Raw genomic sequence first — 20091 nt, forward strand, 5'->3', positions numbered from 1 at the left:
GGGGCCCCAATCGAGCTTGCGAGATTGGGGAGGCGGTGGATGGGCCCACGCTGCCGAGGGGCCCCAATCGAGCTTGCGAGATTGGGGAGGCGGTGGATGGGCCCACGCTGCCGAGGGGCCCCAATCGAGCTTGCGAGATTGGGGAGGCGGTGGGGATTAGTCTTGGGGTGTGCTGAAGATTGGGTTGACCGGCGGAATCGCCTCGGGGAAGTCGCTGGTGGCAACACGCCTGGCGGAACTGGGGGCGGTGCTCGTCGACGCCGACGCGATCGCCCGGGACGTGGTGGAACCGGGGACTCCGGGCCTGGCCGCCGTCGTGGCCGCGTTCGGCCCGGAGATCCTCGACGGCGCGGGGCGGCTCGACCGGCCACGGCTCGGGGCCATCGTCTTCCAGCACCCGGAGCGGCGGGCCGAGCTCAATGGCGTCATTCATCCGCTGGTCCGCGAACGCGCCGCCGCGGTGATCGCCGCGGCGCCGGAGGATGCGGTGGTGGTGCAGGACATCCCGCTCCTGGTGGAGACCGGACAGCAGATGAATTTCCACCTCGTGCTGGTGGTGGATGCGCCCGAGGACGTCCGGCTGCAGCGCATGACCGAATACCGTGGCATGACTGAGGCGGACGCCCGTGCACGGATGGCCGCCCAGGCGTCCCGGCAGGAGCGGCTCGCCGCGGCGGACGCGGTCCTCTCCAATTCCGGCACGCGCGAAGAGCTGCTGGCCTCGGTGGACCGGCTGTGGGACGAACGGCTGGTGCCCTACGCGCGGAACATCAGCCGGGCCACGGTGGCCGCCCGCAGCGGCGCGCCAGTCTTGGCTGCCCCGGACTCCGACTGGCCGCGCCAGGCTGCCGGCCTGGCCGGGCGGCTAAAGGCCGCGGCGCCTGAGGACGTCCTGGCCGTGGACCACATCGGGTCGACGGCGGTTCCCGGCCTCGAGGCGAAGGACGTCATCGACCTGCAGCTTGCGGTCGCCGATCTCGCGACGGCAGACCGGATTGCGCCCCTGCTGGGTGCCGCGGGGTTCCCGCTCTGGCCGGGGATCCTGATGGACAGCCCGCACGGCCGCCCGGACCCCGCTGCCTGGTCCAAGCGCCTGCACGGCAACGCGGATCCCGCGCGGCCGGTGAATCTCCATGTCCGGGTGGCCGGCTCGCCGGGCTGGCGGTTTGCCCTCTGCTTCCGCGACTGGCTGCGCGCCGATCCGGCTGCGCGGGAAGAGTATGCCGCCGAGAAGCGGCGTGTGGCCGCCCTGCATGCCTCAGACGCCACCACCTCCGGCTACGCCGAGGACAAGGAGGCCTGGTTCCGCGACGTCGCCGCCCCTGGCATGGAACGGTGGGCCGAAAGCAGCGGCTGGCTGCCGCCGTCGTACGTTTCCACCTCCGCCAACGCCAGCCAAAGGTGACCTTACACAGCTCAAAGACCCTGTACAGCCCAAAGCGGAATCAGGAAATCCTGTCAGTGGCCGGCTGTAGATTAGATACATGAGTCTTGCGCAGGATATCAACCGCGTCGTTGCGCCCTTCGAGGTCATCAGCGAGTTCCAGCCGGCCGGCGACCAGCCGGCGGCCATCGCCGAACTCACCGAACGCATCAGGAACGGTGAAAAGGATGTGGTCCTGCTCGGCGCCACGGGTACCGGCAAGAGCGCCACCACGGCGTGGCTGGTGGAGCAGATCCAGCGGCCCACCCTGGTCATGGTGCAGAACAAAACCCTGGCCGCGCAGCTGGCCAACGAGTTCCGCGAACTGCTTCCCAATAATGCGGTGGAGTACTTCGTGTCGTATTACGACTACTACCAGCCCGAAGCCTACGTGGCGCAGACGGACACCTTCATCGAGAAGGACTCCTCCATCAACGAGGAAGTGGAACGGCTCCGGCACTCGGCCACCAACGCCCTGCTGACCCGCCGCGACGTCATTGTGGTGGCCACGGTCTCCTGCATCTATGGCCTGGGTACGCCGGAGGAATACATCGCCGGCATGGTCACGCTCCGCAAGGGCGCCGAGATGAACCGCGACGACCTCCTGCGGAAATTCGTCTCCATGCAGTACGTGCGCAACGACATGGACTTCCACCGCGGCACTTTCCGGGTGCGCGGGGACACCGTGGAAATCATCCCCATGTATGAGGAACTGGCCATCCGGATCGAATTTTTCGGGGATGAGATTGAAAACATCCACACCCTGCATCCGCTGACCGGCGAAGTGATCCGGGATGAAGAGGAAATGTACGTTTTCCCGGCCTCGCACTATGTGGCCGGACCCGAGCGGATGGCCCGTGCCATCAAGCGCATCGAGGACGAACTTGCCGAACGGCTGCAGGTACTGGAGAGCCAGAACAAGCTCGTGGAGTCCCAGCGGCTCCGGATGCGCACCACTTACGACCTTGAGATGATGCAGCAGATGGGATTCTGCAACGGCATCGAGAATTACTCATCGCACATTGACGGCCGCGCCCGCGGGACAGCTCCGCATTGCCTCCTCGACTACTTCCCGGACGACTTCCTGCTGGTGATCGATGAATCCCACGTCACTGTGCCCCAGATCGGCGCCATGTACGAGGGTGACATGTCGCGCAAGCGGAACCTCGTGGACTTCGGCTTCCGCCTGCCCTCGGCCATGGACAACCGCCCGCTCAAATGGGATGAATTCCTCGAACGCACAGGCCAGACCGTCTACCTGTCCGCGACGCCCGGCAAGTACGAACTCGGCAAGGCTGACGGCTTCGTGCAGCAGATCATCCGGCCTACCGGCCTGATCGACCCCGAGGTGGTGGTCAAGCCCACCAAGGGCCAGATCGATGACCTGCTGGGCGAAATCAAGACCCGGACGGAGAAGAACGAACGCGTCCTGGTCACCACGCTCACCAAGCGGATGGCGGAGGACCTCACGGACTACCTGCTGGGCCACGGAGTGAAGGTGGAGTACCTGCACTCGGATGTGGACACTCTCCGCCGTGTGGAACTGCTCCGGGAACTGCGGATGGGCACGTTCGACGTCCTGGTGGGTATCAACCTGCTCCGGGAAGGCCTTGACCTGCCCGAGGTTTCGCTGGTGAGCATCCTGGATGCGGACAAGGAGGGCTTCCTCCGGTCGTCCACGTCGCTGATCCAGACCATCGGCCGCGCAGCCCGTAACGTTTCGGGGCAGGTTCATATGTACGCGGACCGCATCACGGATTCCATGGCGCACGCCATCGACGAAACAAACAGGCGCCGGGCCATCCAGGTGGCGTACAACACGGAAAAGGGCATCGATCCGCAGCCGTTGCGGAAGAAGATCGCCGACATCACGGACCAGCTGGCCAAGGAAGACGCCGACACCGATGCGCTGTTGGGCAGCTTCGACTATGGCAAGGGCAAGCGCGGCATCACCTCGGCGGCCAAACCCGGCGCCAAGGCCGGCAAGGGGGCCAAGAAGGGCGCCGCCATGGTGCGGGCCGACGGGCTGGCCGCGGCACCTGCCGAGGACCTGGTGGGCCTGATAGAACAGCTGACCGAGCAGATGCACGGTGCAGCCGCCGAGCTGCAGTTCGAAGTTGCCGCCCGGATCCGCGACGAAGTTTCCGAACTGAAGAAGGAACTGCGCCAGATGCAGTCGGCCGGGCACGCCTAGCGCCCGGTGCGTCACCTGGCGCAGCGGACGCCGCCTCTAGGGTAAAGTTGAGGTCACGTAGGGGAGTATCCCAAGCGCTACGAACGTCAACACGCAAGGCACAGATGCCTTGCCGGGCGTAGCGGGCAGCCACATCAGCACAAAGTGCACAGGTTCGCCGGAGAGACTTACACCGGTTTTCTGTACCCTGCGAAAGGCATCTTTGTGGAACTTCCCGTCTGGTTCGAGGTCGGCGCGTTCGTCGTCCTCGGCATCATCCTCCTTATGGACCTGCTTCTGGTTGTGCGCCGTCCGCACGAACCCTCCATGAAGGAAGCCGGCCTCTGGGTGGCCTTCTATGTGGCACTGGCCCTCGTGTTCGCCGGTGCCATGTTCATGTTCACGGGACCCGAGTACGGCAGCCAGTTCGTGGCCGGCTGGGTGACTGAGTACAGCCTCAGCATCGACAACCTGTTTGTCTTCATCATCATCATGGCCCGCTTCTCGGTGCCGCGTAAGTACCAGCAGGAAGTGCTGATGGTGGGCATCATCATCGCGCTGATCCTGCGCGGCATCTTCATCATGCTCGGCGCCATCGTGATCGAGCAGTTCAGCTGGGTCTTCTACATCTTCGGCGCCTTCCTCCTCTGGACCGCCTGGAAGCAGGCGCAGGACGAGGGCGAGGACGAAGAGGACAAGGAAAACGCCCTCATCGGCAGGCTGCGCAAGGTCATCCCGATGTCCGAGAAGTTCGACGGCGGCAAGCTGCGCACCACCGTAGACGGCAAAAAGGTGTTCACCCCGATGGTGATCGTCTTCATCACCATCGGCATGACCGACCTGCTGTTCGCCGTCGACTCCATCCCCGCGATCTTCGGCCTCACGCAGAGCGCCTTCATCGTCTTCACGGCGAACATCTTCGCCCTGATGGGCCTGCGGCAGCTCTACTTCCTGCTTGGTGGCCTGATGAACCGCCTCATCTACCTGAAGCACGCGCTGTCCATCATCCTGGCGTTCATCGGCGTGAAGCTGGTCCTGCACGCCATGCACGTCAACGAACTGCCGTTCATCAACGGCGGCCACCACATCGAGTGGGCCCCGGAAATCCCGACGTACGTGTCCCTCGCGGTTATTATCGGCACCATCATCATCGCTGTCATCGCCAGCCTGGTGAGCTCCGGCGCGCAGAAGGCCAAGCTGGACGCCCGCCTCGAGGAGGACGCCCGGAAGAGCCTGAGCGACGTCGATTAGGTTGTACTGACCCGTCTCAGCGAAATAGCAACCCCGGCCACCTGGTGGCCGGGGTTGCTTTGTTTGCTGGCATGTCCAGTTTCTTGCCGGCACGGTCAGGGGGGGGTCGAAGCGCGAACTGGCAGGTACTGCCCTTAAATTCCCGTTTTGAGGGCGTTATCTGCCAGTTCGCGGGGCTTGTGTGTCCGTTCGCGCGGGTATCAGCGGGCGGAGCGGACCATGCCCAGCAGCCGGCCGAAGATGGCTTCACCGTCGTCGGCGATGCCGTCGTGGTGGAACTCCCCGGTCTCCCAGGTCTGCAGCTTGCGGACCGCAGCGGCGGTCTCCAGGGAGAGCCCGTGGTCCACGTAGATATCGTCGCGGTAGACCGCGGCGGCCGCTGGCACGATGTTGGCCGCCAACTGGTGCGTGTCATACAGCGGCTTCCAGTCAGCCTTGCCCGCCAGCAGATCCGCCACGTCCTTCAGCGGACTAAGGGCGGGATCCTGTTCGAAGTACCACGGGTAGACCATCTCGCCGGTGAGGAGTACCTCGGCAGCGTCCGGATGGAACTCGGGGAACTCCTCGAGGACCCGCCAGGCCGCCCAGCCCGTGGCCGTGCCCTGGCCGTAGATGGATTCGTGCATCAGCGCGTACAGCGGGTTGGCTGCCCGGGAGACCAGGGTGCGGACCTGTTCCAGGAACGGGTCTGAGAGGCGGGGTCCTTCGGGCGACTCCACGAAGGCGTCCTCCAGCAGGTTGTGCAGGTTGTCCACCCGGGTATTCCCGCCGAGGAACGACCCCAGCATCTGGAACCTCTCCACTGTGAGCGGCGAGCCGTCCGGAAGGGCTTCCGCCGTGCCGCGGAGGTGGCGGGCGATCCGGTTTGCCGCTTCCCGGTCCTCGGGGTACCAGCCGAAGTATTCTGCGTTGCGGGCCGCCACCCGCTTGAACGTCTCGCGGTAAACCCGGTCGGGGGAACCGGTCAGCGGAGCGAGTCCGCCGGTGATCAGCACCTCGCGCAGGCCGGCGGGCGCGAACGACAGGTACGTAAGCGCACAGAAGCCGCCGTAGCTCTGCCCGTACACAGTCCACGGCCCGGAGCCGAGGGCCTGGCGGATCAGCTCGGCGTCGGCAACGATCGAGTCGGCGCGGAAATGCTCAAGGTACCTCGCCTGCGCCGCGGCATCCCCCCGCAGGGGCAGGGTGTTGCGGTCAACCGGGGAGGAGAGGCCGGTGCCCCGCTGGTCCAGCATCAGGATGCGGAAGTCCTTGGCCGCCGCCTTGCTCCAGCCGCCCAGCGACGCGAAGCGGTTGCCGCGGCCGCCCGGTCCGCCCTGCAGGTATAGAAGCCACGGCAGCCCGGCCGCCTCGGCCTCGCTGTGCTCGGCGGACACGTACTCGCGGGCGAAGACCGTGATGGTCTCTGCCGCGTCCTCTTCCTCCGGGCCAGCAAAATGGTTCAGCGGCAGCGTGAAGAAGTGTTCTGCAGTGCGCATGCCGCGGAAGCTGTGCCGGGCGCGGACTGTGTGGACGCCGGTATCCAGGGTTGCCTCAGCCATGGGCACCGACCTCGCTGCGGCTGCCGAATTCGGCCAAGGCCGTTCCGGTCAGCCGGAACGTGGACCATTCCTCCATCGGGAATGCGCCGAGGCTGCGGTAGAAGTTGATCGACGGTTCGTTCCAGTCCAGCACGCTCCATTCGACGCGTGCATAGCCGCGCTCGACGGCGGTGGCCGCCAGATGCCGCAACAGGGCCTTTCCGTGGCCCTCGCCGCGCGCCTCCGGGGTGACGTAGAGGTCCTCCAGGTAGATCCCGTGTACGCCCTCCCACGTTGAATAGTTCAGGAACCAGAGTGCGAAGCCACGCACCTCGCCGTCCTCGTTCTCGGCCATGTTGGCGTACACGCGCGGGTTGCTGCCGAAGAGCACCTCGGTCAGCATCTCGGGGGTGTTGCGGACGGCGTCCGGCTCCTTTTCGTAGACTGCCAATTCGTGGATCAGCTGGAGGATTACGGGAACGTCGGCGGGCGTTGCGGGACGGATTACACTCATGCGTCCGAGCTTACTGGGTCCGGGCCTGCTGGATCAGGCCGGCAGCACGCAGGCAGGATGCACCTGAGTATAGGCTGTTGGTTCCAATGACTTATCAACCGTGCAGCAACCCTTCCGGAGGCGGTGTGGACAGGCCGGCCGAGCCAGAAATTGACCGAATCCTCCTGGCCGCTGTGAAGCTGTCCAGCGTAGATCTCCGCCATGCCGATACGTTGAACGACGGTGAACGCCAGCGGGCGGCGTCGTTGCGTTCCGAACTGCAGCGGGACAGGTTCCTGGCCGGACGCATAGCGTTGCGGCGCCATGCCGCCACGGCTGCTGGAGTCGGTGCTGGTGCACTGCAGGCTTGCTACGTCTGCCGGGAGTGCACCCGGGACGATCACGTGCACGGCACTCCCCGGTACCAGGCCGGTCGGTCCGGGCCCACGGTCCTGGCGAGCCTGAGCCGGGCGGGGGACTGGTGCCTGCTGGCCGCTACAACCGACGAACAGGTGGTGGGAGTCGGCGTGGACCTGGAGGGCAGCACAGCCGCAGGCTTCGACGGTTTCGGGGCGGTTGCCCTTTCGGAGCGGGAGCGGGAACATCTTGATGGCGTAGACCCCGCCCTCCGGCCGCGTGTGCAGACGCTCCTGTGGACGCGCAAAGAGGCAGTGCTCAAGGCCCTGGGCAGGGGTCTTGCCGTCGTCGACCCAAGTCTCGTGGACGTTGCCGGGCCTGTTCCTCTGCTGCCGGCCTTTCTGCGGGCGCCAACCTTTGGCTCGACGCTCGACCCGCCGGCGGTGACGGATGCGCCTCTGGTGGGGAGCCAGGAAGGGGGCCGTCCTCGGTGGCTGGTCGAGGCCGTGGATCCAAGTTCAGTGGGACTGCCGGATTCCTTCACTGCGGCAGTGGCGGTTCTTCTGAAGCCTCATGCGTAGCCGCAGCCCCCGCCTTATCCTCAGTCAAGGCGGGCCACCATTGCGTAGGCGACGGTGACGTAACCCAGGGCGCCCGCCATTTCGTTGAGCAGCTTCGGGTTGATGTTCGATATGGTGTCGCAGCTCTTGTGATAGCAGGGATCGAGATCGTCATCCTCAACCCCGCCGAATTCCTCCACCTGTTCTGACGTCTTCCGGTCAACATCCCCGCTGAAGAGCCCGCCGGTCGGGATGCCGGCTCGCAGGAAGGGTTGATAGTCGGAGCCGCCATCAAACACCGTGGCTTCCGCCGCGAGTCCATTTTGCGCGAAGTAGTCCATGAAAGTCCGCTCGATCCGGTCCGAGCCGGCAGGGCCGGCATCCCCGAACGTTGACCCGTCGCCGTCGTGGACGAATCGTCCGCCGTTGGGCGAGGCGACCATGTCCAGGTTGAGGTTCACCATCGTCTGGGAGATTTCGGCGCTGCTGAGGGAGTCCACGTAGTGCTTGGAACCCAGCAGATCAACCTCTTCGGCGCCCCAGAAGGCAAAGCGCACCCTGTTTTTCGGCCGGATTCCGGTTTCCGCCATCCAGCGTGCTGTTTCGATCATGGCGGCCACGCCGCTGCCATTGTCGTTGATTCCGGGACCGCGGCGAACGGAGTCCAGGTGTCCGCCCACCACAATGGTGTGTGCGGGATCGCCCGCGGTGTCCGCAAGGATGTTGAACGTCTCGACGTCTGCGTCCCGGTTGTTGTCCCGGTAAGTGAACACCTGCCGGACCGGCTTGTACCCGGCAGCGCGCAGCTGCTCTTCAACGTACCGGGCGGAGGCTTCGTAACCGGAGGTGCCCGAAGCACGGTTACCCCCCGATGCGTCAGCGGCCTTTTGCAGGGCCTCGAGGTGCTTCATCAGATTCCTGCCGGCGAAAGCCGCATGCACCCGGCTGGCCTTGGCCTTCGGCGCCGGGGTGACAGTCTGAGGCCCTGCCGTAGGCGTGGGCGGCTGCGGCGATTCTTTCGCCGGCACTGTCACAGCGGGCGGTGCCTGTTCCGGGGCCTTTCCGGCAGGCGACGAACACGCTGCCAGCAACACAACGACCACAGCAAATACGGCTCCTGCTGTGGTCTTTCGCGGTCGGCGCATCAAGCGGAACGCGTTCATGGTTGAAAGTTACCCCTTGTTCCAAGGAGCTCGAAAGGACTTAAACGAGAGTCAGGTAGGGTGCCGGAGAAAAGGCTGCGCGTGCGGGTAAGTAGGTAGTCTCCCCGTCAAGGATGCAGGTACTCAAAGTGGTTGCGCTAGGCCACTACATCTGCCTACTGTCGAAGCAGCAGGTTTGAAGCCTCAACTGCATCCCGGATCACTCGCGGTGGGGAAAGCCAGGTATTCGCTGCTGGGGGTAGCGGTGGTGCCCGCAGTGTTCCGTACATGCCGCTCTGGGCGGCGCATCTTGACAAGTGAACTGGGTCTGGACGCTGATGTCCGCCACCCTTCACACACAAGCTGGCAGGAACATCCCCAATGATGGATATTTTTGAATCCCTGGAATCCGAAGTCCGTAGCTATTGCCGTAACTGGAACACCGTTTTCGAGCGTGCGGCCGGCAGCATGATCTACAGCGAGGATGGGCGCGAGTACGTCGATTTCTTTTCCGGCGCCGGCGCCTTGAACTATGGGCACAACCACCCGGCGCTTCTTCGCCCACTCGTGGAATATTTGCTTTCCGGAGCGGTGGTCCACTCCCTTGACATGAAAACTGCCGCAAAGCGGCGGTTCCTGGAGACGTTCCATGAACTGATCCTGAAGCCACGGGACCTCGACTACAAGGTCATGTTTCCCGGGCCAACCGGGACGAACTGTGTGGAAGCAGCGCTGAAGCTGGCCAGAAAAGTGACGGGGCGTCCGCACGTCCTGGGTTTCACCAACGCATTCCACGGGATGACGCTTGGATCGCTGGCCGTGACAGGGAACTCCATGAAGCGGCACGGCGCCGGAGTCCCGCTGACCAACGCATCCAGCATCCCGTACGACGGCTTCCTCGATGGCCGTGCCCCCGACTTCCAATGGTTGCGCATGGCCTTGGACGACCGCGGCTCAGGACTGGAAAAACCGGCCGCCATCATTGTTGAAACCGTCCAGGGCGAGGGCGGTCTCAGGGCGGCCCGGGCCTCCTGGCTTCGGGAGCTTTCCGGCATCTGCCATCAGCACGGGATCCTGCTCATCGTGGACGACGTACAGGCCGGATGCGGGCGGACGGGGACCTTCTTCAGTTTCGAGGATTCGGGCATCGTCCCGGACATTGTGTGCCTCTCCAAATCGATTTCAGGCTTCGGGTTGCCGCTGGCCCTCACGCTGTTCAAGCGCGAACTGGATATCTGGAAGCCGGGGGAGCACAACGGAACCTTCCGGGGGCACAACCTGGCATTTGTCACGGGCGCCGCTGCGCTGGAGCATTTCTGGCCGGACAGCCATTTCGAGGCCAGGATAGCGGCGCGTGCAGAGCAATTGTGGGCCGGACTGGCACGGATCGCAGACGCAACCGAGGGCGCCACCGTCCGGGGCCGGGGCCTGCTGGCCGGAATCCACTATGCCGACGCCAAGGCGGCAGGCAAGATCGCAGCCGAGTCATTTGCCCGCGGCCTGCTGGTGGAGACCTCGGGGCCGGAAGATGAGGTCCTCAAGACCATGCCTGCCCTGACCATCAGCGCCGAGGACCTGGGCCGTGGCCTGGCGATCCTCGCCGGCGCCGCCGAATCTGTCACCGGCCGCAGGACCGTACTCAAAACTGTCGCCTGACCCGTCAGTGCCACCCGATTGTGCCTGAACAGGAAAAACCGCCGTACAACGACGTAAGGAACGCGGGAAATCCAATGAGCATGCCATTTGAACGTCCGGCAGATGCCGATTCCATCGGATCTGCACGTCCTGGAAGTCCGATCGACGCCACAGCCAGGGCACCGCTCTGGACCGAGTGGACCCGCTCCATTTATGCGGACACTGGCCCTACAGTTCCCAGAGGTTCGCTGATCGTGCAGAAGTTCGGCGGCTCATCAGTAGCCGACGCCGCCGGCATTTGCCGGGCCGCCCGCAGGATAGCCAAGACACGCGAGGCGGGATACCAGGTGGTGGCGGTGGTGTCCGCCATGGGCGACACCACCGACCAGCTGTGTGAACTGGCAGCCGGTGTTGCCCAGAAGCCGAATCCAGGGGCGCTGGATTCCCTGCTCAGTATGGGTGAGGCCGTCTCGTCGTCGCTGCTGGCGATGGCCCTGGTGGACTGCGGCCAAGCGGCGCGGACTTTCACCGGAAGCCAGGCCGGACTGATAACGGACAGCGTTCACGGCAAGGCGCGCATTACCGATGTTCGGCCCGGACGGATCCGGACCTGTCTTGACCATGACACCGTACCGATCGTGGCGGGCTTCCAGGGCAGGACGCAAAAGGCCCGGCGGGTGACGACGCTCGGACGGGGCGGGTCGGACCTGACAGCGGTGGCCCTTGCCGCCGCCCTCGGAGCAGGCATCTGCGAAATTTACACGGACGTGGAAGGCGTCTACACGGCGGATCCCCGCATTGTTCCGACGGCGCGGAAGATCGCCGCCCTGTCCAGCGAGGAAATGCTTGAATTCGCTGCCTGCGGCAGCAAGGTCATGCACCTGCGGAGCGTAGAGTACGCCCGCCGCTTCGGCCTTCCCATCCATGTCAGGTCATCGTTCACCGATGAGATGGGAACCCTGATATTGCCCGGCCTTGACCGCAGCCCCTTCCAAAGGCCCGCCCCGGAGCGGGCAGTCATCAGCGAGGTGTCCGGATGCGAGGCATTGGCGGAAATCACCGTTGCCGGACTGCCCGACGACGCCGCCAGCGTGTCGGACCTCTTCCGCAGCCTTTCCCAGCGGGGAATAGGCGTCCAGTCGATTGTCGAGAAGAGGCCGGGCACGGCCCGGCGTGCCGACGTCGTTTTTTCACTGCCGGCCGCCCAGGCCGCCGGTGCCCTGTCCCTGCTCCGCGCCCGGCAGGCCGATCTGGGTTTCGAGGGGCTCCAGCACAATGGCATAGCGGGCAAGGTCATGCTGTCCGGGCTCGGCATGAGGTCGTCGCCCGCAGTCTTCTCAACGTTTTTCACCGCACTGTCAAAGGCCCGGGTGGACCTGGACCTCATCGAGATTTCGGAGACCGGCCTCGGGGCACTGACCCGGGCCGACCAACTGGAGAACGCCGTCCGGGCAGTCCGGTCGGCCTTCGGCCTCAGCGCGGACGCGGCTGCGGCGAAGACTTCAGGGGGCACGCGGCTCGCAGTTGCCCGCGGCCCGCGGCCCGGCCTGGCCAGCCTTCAACACCCTTCACGAAGCGCGCCCGCCCAGCTGACACGGCGAACGTAGGCCGGGCTGCAGGAGACCAATTCCAGTGAAGGAATCAGCACAATGACCAAAAACGTGAAGACGCGGAGCCGCGTCGGCCTCCGCCCCGCAGAGCTGCGTGGAATCCTGACGTCAGGCCAGAACGGGGAGGGGCCGGTCCTGACGTCGGCCTTTCCCGACCATGTGGCGCGGTGGAGCAGCGGCGAACGGCTGAACCAGCTGTTTGAGGACCGCTGCGACGCCTACACCGAGCAGGGCCGGGCGGATCAGCTCGCCGTCGACGCCGAGGACACCGTCCTTACCTACACGGAGCTGGATCGGCGCGCCAATCAGCTGGCACGCTACCTGCTCGACTCCGGCGCGCGGCCGGGGGACCGGATAGCACTGCTGTTTGATCAGCCGTCCTTCGCTTATGTCTCGATGCTTGGCGTGCTGAAGATCCACGCAGCCTACGTGCCGCTGGATCCAGGCTTCCCGCCGGACCGCCTCAAGTACATTGTCGAGGACGCCGACGTGACCGCCGTCCTAACGTTGTCGCACCTGCGGGACCTGCTGCCGGAAGTGGCCGCCTTGACATTATGCCTGGACGACGTCCGCGAACATGTGGAGGCCCAGGACCCCAACCGCCTGGATGATGAATCCCTGCCGGACGGAACGAAGGATGAGCTGGCCTACATTATCTACACGTCAGGGTCGACGGGCAGGCCGAAAGGCGTGGCAATTGAGCACGCAAGCATCTGTAACTTCGTGCGGGTGGCCTCCGCCCTCTACGGGATCGAGCCTACCGACCGCGTTTACCAGGGCATGACGATCGCCTTTGATTTCTCCGTTGAGGAAATCTGGGTTTCCTGGCTCGCCGGAGCAACGCTGGTGCCCAAACCCACCGGGACCACCCTTCTTGGCGCCGACCTTGCGGCTTATCTGGTGGCGGAGCGGATCAGCGCGCTATGCTGCGTGCCCACGCTGCTGGCCACCATCGACGAGGACCTTCCCGAGCTGCGTTTCCTCCTGGTCTCCGGCGAAGCCTGCCCGCGGGACCTGGTGACGCGCTGGCACATTCCCGGACGCCGCTTCCTGAATGTCTACGGCCCGACGGAGGCAACGGTCACGGCCACCTGGGCCCTCGTGGACCCGGACGGTCCTGTCTCCCTGGGCGTCCCGCTTCCCACCTACTCTGCAGTCATCCTGGATCCCGCCGACGGCCGCTCGCTTCCCCGAGGTGAGTCAGGGGAGATCGGACTTGCCGGCGTCGGGCTGGCACGGGGGTATGTCAACCGCCCGGACCTGACAGAGAAGGCCTTTGTTCCGGACTTCCTCAACATCAGCAACAATCCATCGGGCAGGATCTACCGCACCGGTGATCTGGGCAGAATTAACAAGGCCGGGGAAATTGAGTACCTGGGCCGCATTGACACCCAGGTCAAGATCCGCGGCTACCGCATCGAACTCGCGGAGATCGAGTCGTTCCTTTTGCAGTTCCCGGGCATCGCCCAGGCAGTCGTGGACACCTTTGAACCGGAACCCGGGCTCGTTGAACTCGCGGCCTATTTCACGCCACGCCACGACGCCGGGACCATCGAGGCACCTGACATATATCAGATGCTCCGCACCAGGCTGCCGGGCTACATGGTGCCGGCCTACTATGAGCAGCTCGACTCCATTCCGACGATGGCCAGCGGCAAGGCTGACCGGAAGCGGCTGCCGCGGCCGTCCGAGCGCGTTAGCCTGGCCGCCTCCGGCGCATATACCGCCCCCGAAACGCCTGCAGAAGTCTCGCTGGCTGAGCAACTGGGCGCGATCCTGGGTCTTGCCCGTGTCTCCGCCGACGCGCATTTCTTCAGTGATCTGGGTGCCAATTCCCTGCTGATGGCCCATTTTTGCGCCCGTGTCAGAAACAACACCGACCTGATGCCGCCCGCCATGCAGGACATTTACCGGAACCCGACTGTCCGCCAGCTCGCAGGTGTGCTCACAGCCGCGGAAACAACAGCTGAACCGGAAGCCACCATGGCGCCGGCAGGAGCCGGGCCTGACGTGGCGACGGAGCCCGCGCTGCCGTTGCCGTTGCCGTTGCCCGGCAGTTTCCAGTACGTTCGCTGCGGCATCATCCAGCTGGCCATTTACCTGATCTACACAACCTACGCCGCCTGGCTGTTGGTCGTGGGCATGCAGTGGACAGCAGGCGGACGCGACCTGCTTGACACGTGGCTGCGTTGCGTCGGCTTCGGGGCTGCCATATTCGCGGCGCTGGCGGTGACGCCGATCATTCTGAAGTGGGTTCTGATCGGGCGATGGAAGCCGCGGCAAATTCAGATGTGGAGCATGGACTACCTGCGGTTTTGGGCGATCAAGACTTTAACACGGGTAAACCCCTTCGTGCTGTTCGCCGGTTCGCCGCTCTACGTGCTCTATCTGCGCCTCCTCGGGGCAAAGATTGGCAAGGGCGTGGTCATTTTTGCCCGGGCGGTACCGGCGTGCCCCGACCTGCTCACCATCGGCGACAACACCGTGATCCAAAAAAACTCCTACTTCCTTTGCTACCGGGCTCGGACCGGCTACATAGAGACCGGCCCGGTGACACTGGGCAACAATGTCCTGGTTTCCGAAAGCGCTGTTCTGGATATTGGGACCTCCATGGGGAACGACGCCCAACTGGGCCATGCCTCCTCGTTGCAGACATCGCAGGCTGTCCCTGACGGACAGGTCTGGCATGGTTCCCCCGCCGTTCCCAGCAGCACCAGCTACGGACGGGTCCCCGCAGCGAAATGCACCAGCTGGCGGAGAGTGACTTATAGCGTTTTCCAGTTGGTCAGCCGGTTTGTCGTGTTTGTTCCGGCCGCCATCCTCGCGTTTTCCGGTTTCCTTCCTTCTTATCTGCACATCGCGGATATGCAGGTGAACGACCCGAATCTGCTTTTCCAGCTATTCGTCGCCACGCTCGTCCTGTTCATAGGCACGCTGATCGTTGGGCTTCTCTTCGTCATTAGCGTTCCGCGGCTGCTCAATCTCTTCCTCAAGCCGGACAAGGTCTACCCGCTCTACGGCGTGCACTTCTCCATCCAGAGGATGATCTCCCGGATTTCCAACGCCGGGGCGTACCTGATCCTCTTCGGTGACAGCTCCTACATCGTGCACTACCTGCTTGCATTGGGCTACAACCTCGGCAGAGTGGAGCAGACAGGTTCAAACTTTGGCCCCGGCGTCGCCCACGAATCCCCGTTCCTCAGTGCGGTGGGGACAGGAACCATGGTCTCGGACGGCCTCAACATGATGAACGCCGACTTTTCAAACACGTCGTTCCGCCTTTCACGGGTCCGTGTTCCCGGGCGTAACTTCCTTGGAAATGACATCTGCATTCCGGCGGGGGCCCGGATTGGGGAGAACTGCCTTCTGGCCACGAAGGTGATGGTTCCAATCGACGGTCCGGTCCGGACGGACGTGGGACTGCTGGGCTCCCCGGCATTCGAGATTCCCCGGTCTGTCCAGCGCGACGCCCAGTTTGATCACCTTAAGACGGAAGAGGCCAAGAACCGGCTCCTGCCGGCGAAAAACCGGCATAACATCCTGACCATCCTGCTCTACCTCGCCGAGAACTGGTTCATGTTGTTTGTCGGCACCATCGACGCTGGCATTGCTGTGGCCGGTCAGATGGTCCTTGGAGCGCTGGCGATATCCCTGGCATTTGTTGGCTTTATGGTGTTCCGTATCCTCTGTGCTGGACTGGTGGAAGGCCTCGTCCTTGGTTTCCGCCGCCTGAAGCCGCAGTACTGTTCCATCTACGAACCGTATTTCTGGCACCACGAGCGGGTGTGGAAGATGATGGCGGCTGCGACGTTCAACGGAACTCCTTTCAAGCCCCTTATCTGGCGACTTTTCGGTGTGAGGGTTGGCAAGCGGCTCTACGATGCCGGTGTCAACCTGCCTGAGAAGACACTGGTGACCATCGGCGATGACTGCGCGTTCAACGAAAGGTCCATCATCCAGGGCCATTCCCTGGAGGACGGCACCTTTAAGTCCGGCTACGTGGTCCTGGGCGACCGGTGCTCCCTTGGCGTGCGGGCATTTGTCCACTACGGCGTGACGATGTGCAATGGGTCGGCGGTCGGGGCCGATGCGTTCCTGATGAAAGGAACTGAAGTTCCGGAGGACGCCGTGTTCGTGGGCAACCCGGCCCGGGACGTGACCCGGCAGCGGGCGGCAACGGCTCCGGTCCCGGCACAGGCCGTTTCCTCTGGCCCGCGCCACCGGGCAAGCGCCGATGCGGGCCATGAAGGGGCGACGACGGTCAGGGAAGATTCGCACGGGCGGTCACGCGCCCGGTCCCACCGGCACGGGAGGACGGTGCCACGGTGATGGAACTGTCAGGCCCATGGAAGCGCCGTCTTCCGTCGCCGGAACCCGCGCGTTCCTGAGTACGGCCACCGCCAAGCAGCAGGAACCGGTACCGACGGTGGTTAGTCAGATGCATGAGATGACGACAGGCAGCAGCATGCCGCCCCCAGTCCAGGCGGATCCCGCAGCGAATGTGCAGGCGGGCGTCACTGTCTATTTCCTGGGCGGCGAGCAGAATTTGCTCTACGTTGCGGTCGACGGTCAGTGGGTGGAGTACGTAAAGTCCGCCCCGCCGTCGGGCGCGACGGCGCCGGGCGCCCCGGCGTCGGGCGCGACGGCGGCGGACGCCCCGGTGGTCCTCACCACACCGGGCCCGCATCCGCAGGGCGGCCAGGACATGCAGCCCGGCACGGATAACCAGACAGGCCCTGTCCACTGGGCCGGCTACACCTGCCACAGCCCCGACGAAATTACCCGGGAACGCCAGCGCCGGGTCTATTATGACCCCGCCACCAGGGCGGACCTGTTGTTCACCGGGACCGGTGGGGCACCCGCCCTGCCCTTGCCGGTCCTGGAGCTTGCCGGGCCCCTGGAGGACCCGGCGCCATGGCTTGATCCTGAGTCGGGGGAGCGGTTCTCCTCCGACCGGGCCAGTCTTGTCCTGAAGCTGCTGAGGTACGCCCCGAGAAAGCCGTTTACGGCTCCCGGTGTTTGGTATTACACTGCTCGTTCACACGGAGGTTTCAGTTTGCCGAAATAGCCTGAACGGGTCAGCCAGCCTCAGCTTAGGAGAACGCAATGGCCGATGACACAAGGACCATGGAGTTCGTCGGACGGGTCGCCATGAAATGGCTCGAAGACTTTGCGGACAATCCCAAGCGCGGAAGCTATATGGAAGCCGTGGCCGACCTGACCGCCCTGATCCTGGGCGGTGCCATTGACGCCGCCGAACTTGTGGCCGAGGAAGGCGCCGGAGTCAGTGGCTCCGGAATCAGTGGCCGCCAGGACGGGCTGGAAAACGAGGCCCAGGCCGGCTAGCCCCCCGGCCCTTGACAGCCCGGGCTCCCGGTCAGAGCCGGTTCGCCCCGGTTACCCGGACCACCGCAGTGCCGGTTTCGTCCGAGGCGGCCAGATCCACCTCCGCGGAGATTCCCCAGTCGTGGTTGCCCGCCGGATCATCGAAGATCTGCCGGACCTTCCAGACGCCGGGTTCCTCGGTGATGATGAGCAGCCCGGGGCCACGCGCGTCAGGGCCGGTGCCGATGTCGTCGTGCTCGTCGAAGTAGTCGTCCAGGACGTCTTCCCAGCGATCCGCATCCCAACCGGCGTCGCCGTCGAGCTCGCCCAGGGCCGTGGCGTCCTCGTCGGCAAAAAGCTCGACGCGCCGGAACATCTCGTTCCGGACCATGACGCGGAACGCCCGGATGTTGGACGTGAGCGACGGCGGCGGGGGAGGCGGTGCGTCGTGCGGCGTCGGGGCGGCACCGGAGGTCAGTTCCTCCCATTCGTCCAGCAGGCTGGAGTCCACCTGCCGCACCAGCTCGCCGAGCCAGGCGATCAGGTCCTCGAGGTCCTCCCGCAGCGCATCCTGCGGCACTGTCTGCCGGAGTGCCTTGAAGCCGTCCGCCAGGTAGCGCAGCACGATGCCCTCGGAGCGGGCAAGGCCGTAGAACTGCACGAACTCGCCGAAGTTCATCGCGCGCTCGTACATGTCCCGGATGACCGACTTGGGCGCCAGTTCAAAGTCGCCAACCCACGGAGCCGCCTTGCGGTAGACCTCGAACGCCTCGCCCAGGATTTCCGCGAGCGGTTGGGGATAGGTCACCTCATCAAGCATGGCCATCCGTTGGTCATACTCGATGCCGTCGGCCTTCATGGCGGCCACGGCTTCGCCGCGTGCCTTCTTCTGCTGCGCAGAAAGGATCTGCCGCGGCTTCTCCAGCGTGGCTTCAATGACGGAGACCACGTCGGCGGCGTAGGACGGCGACTCGGGATCCATCAGGTCCAGCGCGGCCAAGGCAAACGGGGAAAGCGGCTGGTTCAGGGCGAAGTTCGGCTGCAGGTGGACGGTCAGGCGCACCGTCCGGCCGTCCGCCCCCTGCTCCGCAGCCGGGATGCGCTCCACAACCTCGGCCGCGAGCAGCTCCCGGTAGATCCCGAGGGCTTTCTTCATGAGCCGCAGCTGGGAGGGGCGGTTTTCGTGGTTCTCGGTGAGGAGGCGCCGGGCCGCGGCGAACGGGTCGCCCGGACGCTCCATGAGGTTCATGAGCATTGCATGGGTGACGGTGAAACTGGAGTTCAGCGGCTCGGGTACGGACTCCACCAGGCGGTTGTAGGTGGGCTGGCCCCAGGACACGAACCCCTCAGGCGGCTTTTTCTTCACCACCTGGCGCAGTTTCCGCTGGTCGTCGCCGAACTTCGCGGTGGCCCTGGCCATCGCCTTGACGTTCTCCACCACGTGCTCGGGCGCCTGCACCACCACGGTGCCGGCCGTATCGTAGCCGGCCCTCCCGGCCCTCCCGGCAATCTGGTGGAACTCACGGGAGTTGAGCAGGCGGGTGCGTACGCCGTCGTACTTGCTCAGTGCGGTGAGCACAACGGTGCGGATGGGCACGTTAATTCCCACGCCCAGCGTGTCCGTGCCGCAGATGACCTTGAGCAGGCCGGCCTGGGCCAGCTGCTCCACGAGCCGGCGGTACTTGGGCAGCATGCCCGCGTGGTGCACGCCGATGCCGTGCCGGACCAGGCGGTTCAGCGTCTTGCCGAAGCCTGCCGCGAAGCGGAAGTTCGCGATCAGCTCGGCGATTTTGTCCTTCTCTTCACGCGTGCACACGTTGATGCTCATGAGCGTCTGGGCGCGCTCGATCGCTTCCGCCTGGCTGAAATGGACGACGTAGACCGGCACCTCCCTGGTGCCCAGCAGCTCTTCGAGCGTCTCGTGGACCGGTGTCTCGCGGTAGTAATAGTGCAGCGGAATGGGCCGCTCGGCCGAGCTGACGGTGGTGGTGGGCCGTCCCGTGAGCTCGGTCATGCCGGCTTCGAAGCGGCTGACGTCGCCCAGCGTGGCGGACATCAGGAGGAACTGTGCCTGCGGAAGCTCCAGCAGCGGAACCTGCCACGCCCAGCCGCGCTGCGGATCGGAGTAGAAATGGAACTCGTCCATGATGACCGAGCCAAGCTCGGCCGCGGCGCCTTCGCGCAAGGCGGTGTTGGCCAGGATCTCTGCCGTGCAGCAGATGATCGGCGCGTCCTGGTTCACGCCGGAGTCGCCGGTGATCATGCCGACATTCTCCGCACCGAAGATCTCGCAGAGGGCAAAGAACTTCTCGGACACCAGGGCCTTGATGGGCGCGGTGTAGTAACTGCGTTCGCCGCGGGCCATCGCCTGGAAGTGGGCGGCTATGGCGACGAGGGACTTGCCTGATCCGGTGGGCGTCGCGAGGATCACGTTGGCGCCGGAGGCGAGCTCCATGATCGCTTCGTCCTGGGCCGGGTAGAGCTGCAGGCCGCGGCTTTCGGTCCACTCCACGAAGCGCTCGTACAGCGTGTCCGGGTCCGCGCCGGTTCCGGTGGCGATCCGTGCGGACGGGGCGGGGAGCTGTTCAACGAGTTTCATTGC

The 20091-nt window shown here is 64.8% G+C and carries 13 protein-coding genes; 9 read left to right on the plus strand and 4 right to left on the minus strand.

Annotated elements, in window-relative coordinates:
- Window positions 1–169: 169 nt before the first annotated feature.
- The 3 genes from coaE (at window position 170) to ACFQ50_RS13295 (ending at window position 4847) form a co-directional block, all read left to right on the plus strand.
- Window positions 170–1405, plus strand: a complete 1236-nt coding sequence (gene coaE, locus ACFQ50_RS13285; protein WP_377996015.1) for a dephospho-CoA kinase — start codon at window positions 170–172, stop codon at window positions 1403–1405.
- A gap of 79 nt (window positions 1406–1484) precedes the next feature.
- Window positions 1485–3617 (plus strand): excinuclease ABC subunit UvrB, encoded by a 2133-nt coding sequence (gene uvrB, locus ACFQ50_RS13290; RefSeq protein WP_377996016.1) that lies wholly within the window; start codon window positions 1485–1487, stop codon window positions 3615–3617.
- A gap of 204 nt (window positions 3618–3821) precedes the next feature.
- A complete protein-coding gene (locus ACFQ50_RS13295; RefSeq protein WP_377996017.1) occupies window positions 3822–4847 on the plus strand; it encodes a TerC family protein in 1026 nt (341 codons plus the stop codon).
- 200 nt (window positions 4848–5047) lie between these two features.
- Here the strand turns inward: ACFQ50_RS13295 and ACFQ50_RS13300 are convergent, their stop codons facing one another.
- Together ACFQ50_RS13300 and ACFQ50_RS13305 are read right to left on the minus strand one after the other, a co-directional pair.
- Entirely contained in the window at window positions 5048–6388 is a 1341-nt protein-coding gene (locus tag ACFQ50_RS13300) for an alpha/beta fold hydrolase (RefSeq protein WP_377996018.1), read from the minus strand.
- Window positions 6381–6881, minus strand: a complete 501-nt coding sequence (locus ACFQ50_RS13305; protein WP_377996019.1) for a GNAT family N-acetyltransferase — start codon at window positions 6879–6881, stop codon at window positions 6381–6383. The genes ACFQ50_RS13300 and ACFQ50_RS13305 overlap by 8 nt, the downstream gene beginning before the upstream one ends.
- Before the next feature lie 86 nt (window positions 6882–6967).
- On the opposite strand from ACFQ50_RS13305, the gene ACFQ50_RS13310 reads away from it, so the two are divergent.
- Window positions 6968–7798 carry a 4'-phosphopantetheinyl transferase family protein gene (locus ACFQ50_RS13310; RefSeq protein ID WP_377996020.1) on the plus strand — a complete coding sequence of 277 codons (831 nt, stop codon included), beginning with the start codon at window positions 6968–6970 and terminating at the stop codon, window positions 7796–7798.
- A gap of 20 nt (window positions 7799–7818) precedes the next feature.
- On the opposite strand, the gene ACFQ50_RS13315 is transcribed toward ACFQ50_RS13310, so the two are convergent.
- Entirely contained in the window at window positions 7819–8688 is an 870-nt protein-coding gene (locus ACFQ50_RS13315) for a M20/M25/M40 family metallo-hydrolase (RefSeq protein WP_377996021.1), read from the minus strand.
- A gap of 615 nt (window positions 8689–9303) precedes the next feature.
- Between ACFQ50_RS13315 and ectB the strand changes: the two genes are divergently transcribed.
- The 5 genes from ectB (at window position 9304) to ACFQ50_RS13340 (ending at window position 17510) form a co-directional block, all read left to right on the plus strand.
- Entirely contained in the window at window positions 9304–10575 is a 1272-nt protein-coding gene (gene ectB / locus ACFQ50_RS13320; protein ID WP_377996055.1) for a diaminobutyrate--2-oxoglutarate transaminase, read from the plus strand.
- A 74-nt stretch (window positions 10576–10649) separates the two neighbouring features.
- On the plus strand, window positions 10650–12161 hold the full coding sequence (locus ACFQ50_RS13325) for an aspartate kinase (protein ID WP_377996022.1): 1512 nt from the start codon (window positions 10650–10652) through the stop codon (window positions 12159–12161).
- Between the two features lie 42 nt (window positions 12162–12203).
- Window positions 12204–16493 (plus strand): Pls/PosA family non-ribosomal peptide synthetase, encoded by a 4290-nt coding sequence (locus tag ACFQ50_RS13330; RefSeq protein WP_377996023.1) that lies wholly within the window; start codon window positions 12204–12206, stop codon window positions 16491–16493.
- Between the two features lie 16 nt (window positions 16494–16509).
- Window positions 16510–17232, plus strand: a complete 723-nt coding sequence (locus ACFQ50_RS13335) for a hypothetical protein (RefSeq protein ID WP_377996024.1) — start codon at window positions 16510–16512, stop codon at window positions 17230–17232.
- Between the two features lie 38 nt (window positions 17233–17270).
- Window positions 17271–17510 (plus strand): hypothetical protein, encoded by a 240-nt coding sequence (locus tag ACFQ50_RS13340; RefSeq protein WP_377996025.1) that lies wholly within the window; start codon window positions 17271–17273, stop codon window positions 17508–17510.
- 31 nt (window positions 17511–17541) lie between these two features.
- Here the strand turns inward: ACFQ50_RS13340 and ACFQ50_RS13345 are convergent, their stop codons facing one another.
- The gene (locus ACFQ50_RS13345) at window positions 17542–20088 is read right to left on the minus strand and encodes a DEAD/DEAH box helicase (protein ID WP_377996026.1); all 2547 of its coding nucleotides are present in this window, start codon (window positions 20086–20088) and stop codon (window positions 17542–17544) included.
- Window positions 20089–20091: the final 3 nt, after the last annotated feature.

The sequence above is a fragment of the Arthrobacter sp. NPDC056493 genome (genome assembly GCF_042795115.1).
Classification (GTDB): domain Bacteria; phylum Actinomycetota; class Actinomycetes; order Actinomycetales; family Micrococcaceae; genus Arthrobacter.